Source organism: Nodularia chucula CCY0103 (genome assembly GCF_963923915.1).
In the GTDB taxonomy this organism is placed as follows: Bacteria; Cyanobacteriota; Cyanobacteriia; order Cyanobacteriales; family Nostocaceae; genus Nodularia; species Nodularia chucula.
In genome coordinates this window covers 1-7873 of sequence record NZ_CAWUOL010000146.1, presented here as the reverse complement: position 1 = coordinate 7873, position 7873 = coordinate 1, and the positions used below count along the sequence as shown (strand labels likewise).

Sequence of the window (7873 nt, the reverse complement as noted above, 5' to 3'; positions counted from 1 at the left end):
TACCATATTTTGGGTTATTTTTATCACCTCTTTCTTAACATTCAACACTTCTGGTTCATGTGGGAGATGAGTTGGTTGTTAAACCCAGTGAGTCAAAGAATATTTTACAAATTCTTACTTTGATTGAAGAAGAAATAAAAAGCCTATAAGCTCCTATTGTCACCCCCTCAAAACGAAATCTTTGCCAATGGTTTTGGGTGTTTGCTAAGGCTGATTCCTACCTTTATAGAGCAATTGTAGCTCTTGGTAAAATGTTAAGGTGGGTTGAGCTATCCTGAATAGCGTTCTTACTCTAACGCAAAGGGGCAAATAAGAGAAGAAAATATAAATTTTTATAAATCGCTCAAAATAATGTATTGTGCTAAAATTTACATTATTTCGTTAGTATTCAGATTAAATATGGCATTTAATATTATTGGTGCTGTTACTGCCTTTGTTGTGCAAGCTGGTGACAAAATCGTTTCTGCTTTTATTGAGAAAAAATTTAGTAAAGAAAATAAAGGTCATTTACCTGCAAAAATTGAAAGTGTTAGACAAGATGGGCGAATACGTCAGGCAGAAATAGATTATTATAACCGTCGAGAAGTTAGGGAGAAAGAATTAATACAAATTCAAGAATTTCGGTTGAAAACAGATATTCACATTGCCGCAGCTAAGGCAGAAAGAGAAGAAAGGGCTTTGCAATTAAAACAGGAGGAATTAGACGACAGACGTAAAATAAGTGCTTTATATTTAGATTTAATTAGAGAAAATACATCCCAAGAAATTGAAATTAAAAAGCAAGAAATTCAGGCAATTTTTGACCAGCAGAAGTGGCCAGGTGTTTTAAGTCGGGATGAACTACAGAGAATATTTATTGAGGGACAAGAGAAACCACGCTTATTGATGTTAGTCCCACCTCCAGATATTAGCGAAGATTTTCCTATATCATTTCGTGACAGTCTCAATAAAGAAATTCGCAATCAATTAAAAATATTTTTAGAAAAGCATTATCCGCTTCAGGATGATTTATGCCCAGTGGAATTTTATGGTAAATATTTTGAACGTTCTGTTTTTGATGCAGAAGTTAAGCAATTAGAAACGATTTTATCTGCTGTACCAACTGCCATTATTTATACCGATATTACAGACCATGAAGTTTATTTTAATGTGCGGTTTTGGGGACTGCAAAAACCAATATCTTTATCTTTTGAACCTTGGAACTGGGAGGAAGTAAAAAAGCAATTAGATGAAGCTGGAATTGATGAAAAGCAAAGCTTTCGAGTCATTAGACAGACTATTGTGACTTTGCATAAGTTATTAGCGGCGTTTTTGGCAGATTGGTATTATTTAAATATTGATCCAAATTATGAACCGCAGTTATTTAATATAGAGGCTGATATTCCTTCAGATTGGACAAGTAAGATTAATGAACAACTAAGTTCAATCTGTGAGGATTATCGAAAAATATATAACAACGATTTGCAGCTATTAGCAGATTTTGAAACTAGTAAAAAACAGAATTGGCGATGTGTAAACACCCTAAATGGACATACTGGTATTATTTATGCTATGGCTATAAACCCCGAAGGTAAAATTTTAGCCAGTGGAGGGGGAGATCATAAAATTAACCTTTGGAATTTAGATAATGGTGAAGTTGTTGCGACTTTCAACGGTCATTCAAATACCATAAGGTCAATAAATTTTAGTAATGATGGTCTAATTCTTGCGAGTGCTAGCACTGATAAAACAATTATGCTTTGGTACTCTCTAGCTGGAACAACTTTTAGAGGTCATTCAGAAATTGTTACTTCGGTGGTGTTGAGTCCTGATAGTCAAAAATTAGCCAGTGGTAGTACAGATAAGACAATTAGGATATGGAATTTAAACACTGAAGAGTTAATTTGTACCCTAACAGATCATGAAAACTCTGTTATGTCCGTTGTATTTACTCCGGATGGTCAGACATTAATTAGCGGTAGTATGGACAGTACTATCAAATTATGGGATATAAAAACAGGATTAGCTGTTCTTACTCTAAAAGGACATTCAGAAGGGGTTAGAAATATTGCAATTAGTCCTGATGGTAAAACTTTAGCTAGTGGCAGTAATGACCAAACTACTAATCTTTGGCATCTACCTACTGGGAAAATAATTCACACATTTTCAGGATATACAAGTGGTATTACATCAATTGCCTTTAGTCCTGATGGACAAACTTTAGCTATTAGTAGTAGTGGAGACGGCACAATTGAATTGTGGCATTTAGGTACAAAAGAATTAATCAATACTCTTTCTGGACATTCAAATGCTATACATTCTATTGCTTTCACTCCAGATGGTAAGACTATTATTAGTGGTGGTGATGACAAAACAATTAAGATTTGGCGGTGTGAGTAAATAATATTAGGAGAAAATTTGATTTACGACAATGTATGCGATCTGAAAAAGATTTGGTTCATCAATTTTTACGGAAGGATATTATGAAAGAATCTGTAATTCATCAATTCAACAATTTTTAGAGGCGTTATCTTTAATCTCTCTATATACTTAATAATCTTTATATTTTGAATGATAAAGTTAAACTGAGACAAACTTTATCAACTTCTAAATGATTGTTAACAGTCCAATAGATAAAACTTGGCATGGCAAACTTAATTTAGTATATGCCGATCGCCTCAATAGTACCCAGTTAATTTACAGTCACAATCAAGCACCTTTGAAGGTACAACGGCCTTTTTATCCAGAGGGTGCAAAAATTTGTCATAGTGTCATCTTACACACTGCTGGGGGCGTAGTGGGAGGCGATCGCCTATCCTCTAATATCCACCTCCAACCTAATACACAAGCTTTAATTACCACAGCAGCAGCTAGTAAAATCTACGGTACGAACGGACTGCAAGCTAGGCAAAATATTGATATCCAAGTTGATGCTGGTGCTTGTTTAGAATGGCTACCCCAAGAAACAATTGTCTTTAACGGGGCAATTTATCGCCAAGATTTACGGGTAGAATTAGCACCGGGTGGTAGTTGGTTAGGTTGGGAAATTACGCGATTTGGTCGGACTGCTAGAGGCGAAAAATTTTTACAGGGAGAATGGCGATCGCATACGGAAATTTGGCAGCAAGGCGTACCCTTGTGGATTGATCGCCAATACTTACCGGGTAGCGAAGCCGTTTTTCACAGTCCGCACGGCTTGGCTGGGCAACCAATAGCAGGTAGTCTGGTTTGGGTGGGAAGTGATATTTCTGCCGAATTATTGGCAAAAATGCGAAGTTTATGGGATGGTTCTGGGGAAGTGGGTACGACTCGGTTACAAAATGGATTTTTGTGTCGATATCGTGGTGCTTCTACGTCTGAGGTGAGAAACTGGTTTACGGTTGTTTGGGAGTTGCTGCGAGGGGATTTTTTACATCGTGGTGGCTGTGTACCCAGAGTATGGCAGGTTTAGGAGAGCATAATGCAATTGACACCGCAGGAAAAAGATAAATTATTGATTTTTACGGCGGCTTTGGTGGCTGAGAGGCGTAAAAATAGGGGTTTGAAGTTGAATTATCCAGAGGCGATCGCCTATATTTCGGCGGCGATTTTGGAAGGTGCGAGAGATGGACAAACTGTCGCCGAATTGATGAGTTATGGGACTACTCTCTTATCACGGGATGATGTGATGGAGGGTATACCGGAAATGGTGCATGATGTGCAGGTGGAAGCAACTTTTCCTGATGGAACTAAGTTGGTAACTGTCCATAATCCGATTCGATAATTAATACAAAAAGGTAAAAATATGATTCCAGGGGAAATTATTACTCCAGATGGTGAAATTGAGTTAAATGCTGGTCGTTCTATTATTAAGTTACAGGTGGGAAATACAGGCGATCGCCCGATTCAAGTTGGTTCCCATTTTCATTTTTACGAAGTTAATGCAGCATTGAGTTTTGATAGAGAAAAAGCGCGGGGAATGCGTCTCGATATTCCCGCAGGGACAGCAGTGAGGTTTGAACCAGGGGATGAAAAAGAAATTACTTTAGTACCTTTGGTTGGTAGTCGGCAAGTTTTCGGCTTTAATGACAAAATTAATGGTTCATTATAGTTGATGGAAATGAAATGGTATAACGAACCGCCTGTTTGGAAGATGCAAGATGAGGCGATCTCAATTACTTCCGGAGCAAAAACCGATTTCTGGCGGGAAACTCACTACGGCTTTATTAGAGATAATGGTCATTTCTTATATCAACAAATAAACGGTGACTTTGTTGGTGAAGTTAAAGTCAGTGGACAATATCAAGACTTGTATGACCAAGCTGGTTTAATGGTGCGCTTGGATGAATTGTATTGGTTGAAATGTGGCATTGAATTTGTTGATGGTGTGCAACAAGTGAGTGCTGTAGTCACACGTCAATACTCTGATTGGTCTGTTGTCCCAATGCCACAAAATCCATCTGCAATTTGGATACGTGTAACTCGACGTGGTACTGCAATAGAGGTGCAATATTCTTTGGATGGGACTGAATATACAATGCTGAGGCTGGCATATCTCACTGCGGTGGAAACGGTAAGTGTCGGCGTGATGTGTGCCTCGCCTGATGGGAAAGGCTTTTCGATGAAGTTTGAAAAATTCCAAATTCGCAGTTTTTGAGGAGTAGTTATGAGTTACCGCATGGATCGTCGCGCTTACGCAGAAACCTATGGTCCTACATTAGGCGATCTCATCCGATTAGCAGACACAGAATTATTTATCGAAGTAGAACAAGACTTCACCACCTACGGCGATGAAGTGAAATTTGGTGGCGGTAAAGTCATCAGAGACGGAATGGGACAATCCCCCATATCTAACGCCGATGGCGCAGTAGATTTAGTCATTACTAACGCCTTAATTCTCGATTGGTGGGGTGTTGTCAAGGCTGATATTGGCATTAAAGACGGCAAAATTTTCAAAATAGGTAAAGCCGGAAATCCCTATATTCAAGACAATATAGATATTATTATTGGCCCTGGAACTGAAGCTTTAGCCGGCGAAGGAATGATTCTCACTGCTGGCGGTATTGATAGCCATATTCATTTTATTTGTCCCCAGCAAATTGAAGTTGCGATCGCATCTGGAATTACTACCATGATTGGCGGTGGTACTGGCCCCGCTACGGGAACCAATGCTACAACCTGCACTCCTGGCCCTTGGAATATGCACCGGATGTTACAAGCTGCTGATGCTTTCCCTGTCAACTTAGGATTTATGGGTAAAGGTAACACCAGTCAACCCCAGGGAATTGTCGAACAAGTAGCCGCAGGTGCAATGGGCTTAAAGCTGCACGAAGATTGGGGAACTACCCCCGCCACCATTGATACTTGTCTGAGTGTTGCCGATGAATATGATGTGCAAGTGGCAATTCATACCGATACTCTAAATGAAGCCGGATTTGTGGAAGATACCATTGCGGCTTTCAAGGATCGTGCTATCCATACTTACCACACCGAAGGCGCAGGCGGTGGACACGCACCAGACATTATTAAAGTTTGCGGACAAGCCAATGTTTTACCATCTTCCACTAATCCCACACGCCCTTACACCATTAACACCTTAGAAGAACATCTAGATATGTTGATGGTATGTCATCACCTCGATTCCAGCATTCCCGAAGATGTGGCCTTTGCAGAGTCTCGCATTCGCCGGGAAACCATCGCTGCGGAAGATATTTTGCACGACTTAGGCGCGTTTAGTATGATTGCTTCTGATTCCCAAGCAATGGGGCGAGTTGGCGAAGTAATTATTCGCACATGGCAGACATCTCATAAAATGAAGGTGCAACGCGGAAGCCTTCCCGGAGATGGACTTGCAGATAATAATCGAGTTAAACGATATGTTGCTAAATACACAATTAATCCAGCAATTACTCACGGAATTGCCGAGTATGTAGGTTCAGTAGAAGCGGGTAAACTTGCAGATTTATGTTTGTGGAGACCAGCGTTTTTTGGTGTGAAACCAGAAATAGTCATTAAAGGAGGAATGATTGCTTGGTCACAGATGGGCGATGCAAATGCTAGTATTCCCACACCCCAACCTGTACATAGCCGACCCATGTTTGGTAGTTTTGCAGGGGCGCGTCACGCCACATCTTTAACCTTTGTTTCCCAAGCAGCTTTAGAAAGAGAAATTCCCAGCCAGTTGGGATTACAAAAATCTGTTGTCGCTGTTTCCGGGACACGTCAAATCAGTAAACGAGATATGAAGCTAAATGATGCTTTACCACACATTGAAGTTGATCCAGAAACCTATCAAGTCAGGGCTGATGGTGAATTGCTGATTTGTGAACCCGCAACTGTTTTACCAATGGCGCAAAGATATTTCTTGTTTTAGAAACGTTAAAAGCAACAACCCTGGGCGATTAAAATCGCAGCTACACAAACAAAGTCCGCGTAGGCGGACTCACGGAAAAACAAGGGTTTTTAACCCACGTAGGTGGTTACTGAGCCTGTGTAGCCGCGACTTCCAGTCGCCAGGGCTAATAATAAATTAGACTTCCAAAGAAAAAAACACTCAACCACCTCACACAAAAAACCTCTTAAACTCTCATGACTCTGTGTCCTCTGCGTCTCTGCGGTTAGTTTATTCCGATAATTTCTTTCTTGGAAGTTCCTTAGATAATGACAGAACAATATACTGATTACGATAGTCCCTGGAAAGAAGTTATTGAGTTATACTTTCCCAGGTTTTTAAACTTCTTTTTCCCCCTAGCTGATGCTGCTATCGACTGGACACGTCCATACGAATTTCTGGATACAGAATTACAACAACTAGAACCTGATGCTGAAATTGGTCGGCGTTGGGTGGATAAAGTAGCAAAAGTTTGGTTACTTGATGGTCAAGAAGCTTGGGTATTAGTTCATGTAGAAGTTCAAGGTCAATATGACAGCAAATTTCCTGAACGGATGTATACCTACAATTACCGCTTGTTTGACCGTCATAAAAAGCCAGTGATTAGCTTGGCTGTTTTAGCCGATGAACAGGCGAATTGGCGACCTTCCAACTACAGCTATCAACTAGGGGGATGTCGGGTGAGTTTAGAGTTTCCCATAGCCAAACTTTTAGACTATGAACAAGCATGGGAAACTTTAGAACAAACTACCAACCCTTTTGGGATAATAGTAATGGCGCATCTCAAGACTAAAGCGACGCAACGAAATCCAGAAAGTCGGTTACAGTGGAAGTTAAGCTTAGTTAGACAGCTATTTGAAAGGGGTTACAGTCGGGAAGACGTTCTGGAATTATTCCGCTTTATTGACTGGGTGATGTTATTACCAGAAGAATTAGCGCTCAGTTTTAAAACAGAAGTCAAAAGTTACGAGGAGGCCAGTAGAATGCGGTACGTAACAAGTATTGAAAGGTTAGCAAAACAAGAAGGAATTGAACAAGGGATTGAACAAGGGATTGAACAAGGGATTGAACAAGGAGTTATCCAAATGGGTCGAGATAATGTGATTGACATTCTCGAAACGCGGTTTGGAGAAGTACCATATTCTATTTTGTCTGTTATCAATGGCATAGAAGATGCATCTGTACTTAAAATGCTGCTGAAAAGAGCGATCGCAATTCCTTCTACAGCCGAATTTCAACAACTTTTAGATGATTTAACTACTACAGAATGAGTGTAAATGCATATTTTTTTTTAGAGTTACGATCAAAGAGTGCAACATTGTGTCTGAATTGAAAAATCATGTTACCTTTTAAGAAAAAAATTGTCACCGATGAAGCCATGCATCCGGTAGCAGTTTTGATTGATTATCAAGACTGGCAACAAATAGAAAAAATATTGGCAGCTTATCAGCTACTACAAAAAGAAGATTTTAGGAGTTACGCATTGACAGAATAACAAAATAGTGAATTGATAAATATAGGTCG

The 7873-nt window shown here is 39.7% G+C and carries 8 protein-coding genes; all 8 read left to right on the top strand.

The genetic code is table 11. The features are described from left to right. Window positions 1-399: 399 nt before the first annotated feature. The 8 genes from ACM0OP_RS23285 (at window position 400) to ACM0OP_RS23250 (ending at window position 7844) form a co-directional block, all read left to right on the top strand. Window positions 400-2379 (top strand): WD40 domain-containing protein, encoded by a 1980-nt coding sequence (locus ACM0OP_RS23285; protein ID WP_414530784.1) that lies wholly within the window; start codon window positions 400-402, stop codon window positions 2377-2379. A gap of 211 nt (window positions 2380-2590) precedes the next feature. Continuing rightward, window positions 2591-3430: an urease accessory protein UreD gene (locus ACM0OP_RS23280; protein WP_414530783.1), complete on the top strand. Its 840-nt coding sequence runs from the start codon at window positions 2591-2593 to the stop codon at window positions 3428-3430. Window positions 3431-3439: 9 nt separating this feature from the next. Beyond that, window positions 3440-3742: an urease subunit gamma gene (gene ureA / locus ACM0OP_RS23275; RefSeq protein WP_194001470.1), complete on the top strand. Its 303-nt coding sequence runs from the start codon at window positions 3440-3442 to the stop codon at window positions 3740-3742. A 21-nt stretch (window positions 3743-3763) separates the two neighbouring features. Beyond that, complete coding sequence (locus ACM0OP_RS23270; RefSeq protein WP_414530782.1) at window positions 3764-4069, top strand: urease subunit beta; 306 nt, start codon at window positions 3764-3766, stop codon at window positions 4067-4069. 9 nt (window positions 4070-4078) lie between these two features. Beyond that, window positions 4079-4615, top strand: a complete 537-nt coding sequence (locus ACM0OP_RS23265; RefSeq protein ID WP_414530781.1) for a DUF1349 domain-containing protein — start codon at window positions 4079-4081, stop codon at window positions 4613-4615. Between the two features lie 9 nt (window positions 4616-4624). Next, window positions 4625-6331, top strand: coding sequence for an urease subunit alpha (gene ureC, locus ACM0OP_RS23260; RefSeq protein ID WP_414530780.1), 1707 nt, complete (start codon window positions 4625-4627; stop codon window positions 6329-6331). 287 nt (window positions 6332-6618) lie between these two features. Then, the gene (locus ACM0OP_RS23255) at window positions 6619-7620 is read left to right on the top strand and encodes an RpnC/YadD family protein (RefSeq protein WP_414530779.1); all 1002 of its coding nucleotides are present in this window, start codon (window positions 6619-6621) and stop codon (window positions 7618-7620) included. 68 nt (window positions 7621-7688) lie between these two features. Then, window positions 7689-7844 carry a hypothetical protein gene (locus tag ACM0OP_RS23250; protein WP_414530778.1) on the top strand — a complete coding sequence of 52 codons (156 nt, stop codon included), beginning with the start codon at window positions 7689-7691 and terminating at the stop codon, window positions 7842-7844. The last annotated feature ends 29 nt before the right edge of the window (window positions 7845-7873 follow it).